The sequence below is a fragment of the Carboxylicivirga litoralis genome (assembly GCF_025499605.1).
GTDB lineage: Bacteria > Bacteroidota > Bacteroidia > Bacteroidales > Marinilabiliaceae > Carboxylicivirga > Carboxylicivirga litoralis.
On the sequence record NZ_JAFMVC010000081.1, the window covers coordinates 1 to 1,996 of the forward strand.

General features: G+C 41.3%; 1 protein-coding gene. It reads left to right on the forward strand.

Translation table 11 applies throughout. From position 1 onward, the window contains the following. Positions 1–1,938 (forward strand): hypothetical protein (locus J1N10_RS20740; RefSeq protein ID WP_262328644.1); only part of this gene is annotated, 1,938 nt, incomplete at its 5' end. Between the last annotated feature and the right edge of the window lie 58 nt (positions 1,939–1,996).

A 1,996-nucleotide genomic window follows, 5' to 3' on the forward strand; every position in this document is an offset into this window, starting at 1 on the left:
GGTAAACGTTTCAACCACCTTATAAAAAAGGCAAACGGACAGGACACATTTATAAAAAACGGCAACGTAATTGAAACCGTTGAAAGTTGTATTGATATTATCGGTACACATTTCCGGGAAGTCGAGGAACTGGCAAGTAACCTTCAAGGTGGTTCACTCAAAGAGTCTTGCCGAAACATCTTCAACTTTTCGTACAACTATTTGCAGTACCATAAAGATGATGACGGAACGGAACAACTCCGAACTCCATCACGTTCCTGGTTAGACGGACAAATCAAGTTCAAACAAAAAGGCAAATCAGATGCAGGGATTGACTGTGATGATTACAGCATTTTTGTGGGTTCGCTTTTAAAGTGTTTAGGTATTCCGTTCAAGCTCCGCATTACCAAGTATGACGGTAAAAAGAACTTTCAGCATATCTATGTGATTGTTCCTGCTATTGGCGATTCCGAAGATGAAATCGTTATCGACCCTGTTCTCTCAAAGTTTGATTACCAAAAACCATACAGTTTTGAACGGTCTGATTTTGATATGTCTCCTTTACAGTTGGCAGGGCTTAGAGGAATTGACGGTATTACAGGTACAAGTGCTTTAGGCTTGCCAATATCGGTTTTGTCAGGTATTGATTTAGCTGGCGGTATTCAGGCACAAGCCAACCATGAAGACCTTATTGCCATTGTTTCAGGTGTTGACTTTGACGATGCCATAAGCGGCTTGGGTGATGCAGAAGATGCTACCTACAACTATTTAGTCCGTACCCGGAATTATCTTTTAAAGAACAGGGATAACAAGGACAAGATGGCTCACGTCCAAAACCCTGACCAATTCATATCCATGTTGGACCAGGCAATCAAGTTTTGGAATACTCCACAGCGAGATGCCGTATTGGACAAGCTATCAGATATTGAAGAAAAGCTTGCCGAAAAAGGTCTGATTAAATACGATTCAGAAGCCATCCAAGGATTGGCTGAATTGGATGAGTTGGACGATGAAATGGACGGCTTGGGAAGAAGAAAAAGACGCAGAGGTCGATTCTTCAAAGCAATTAAACGTGTCGGCAAGAAGATTGGCAAAGTAGCCAAGAAAGTAGTTAAAGCAATTGTAAGGTTTAATCCTCTATCAATTGCAATCAGAGGCGGATTATTGGCAGCCTTGCGTTTAAACATGTTCGGTATAGCTAAGAAGCTACAATATGCCTATTTACCAGATGAGCTTGCAAGCAAATACAACATAGACCCTGCTAAACATGCCAAACTGAAAAAGACACATGGCAAGGTTCGTAAACTGTTTAAGGGTTTACAGGGTAAAGAATCCAACCTTAGAAAAGCCATCCTGAAAGGTGCAAAACAAAAGAGTTCTGACTTTTCCCTTAAAGGCATTGACGGTTTACTTGCTGATTTGAGAGGCTTGGAAGCCATTGGTGAATTGGCAGAATTGGGCAATATGGGTGCAGTTGCCACAGCAGCATCAGTAACCGCAGCAAGTGGTGTATTGGCAAAAATCGGAAGCTGGTTAAAGCCTATCAAAAACATCTTTACAAAGGTTAAAAGTAAATTCAAAAAAGCAGCTCCTGCAACGGAAGCAGTATCTCAATTTAACAATCAGGCAGCTCCAACAACAGAAGCTTATGCTCCACCAACAAACAGCGTGATGCCTCCATCCAATAGTATCATGCCACAGTCCGGCAGTTACACTCCCCAACCCATAATGAAATCTGGGAACTACACACCACAATCGACTACAACAAACCCTACTGCATCAGGCAAAAAGAAACTGAGCAAAGGTGCAAAAGTCGGTATTGGTTTAGGTGTTGCAGCTCTTATTGGAACAGGAGCTTATCTCATGTTCCGCAAGAAAGACAGCACTCCGGCAAAGCGGAAATCATCCCCTAAGAAAACAAGCAATAAAGAAGATTTAGGAAGCATCAAGCTTCAATAAATAATTGTGAATCAATAATTAAAATTTAGAAAACATGGCAGTTAAAAAATCAACGTCA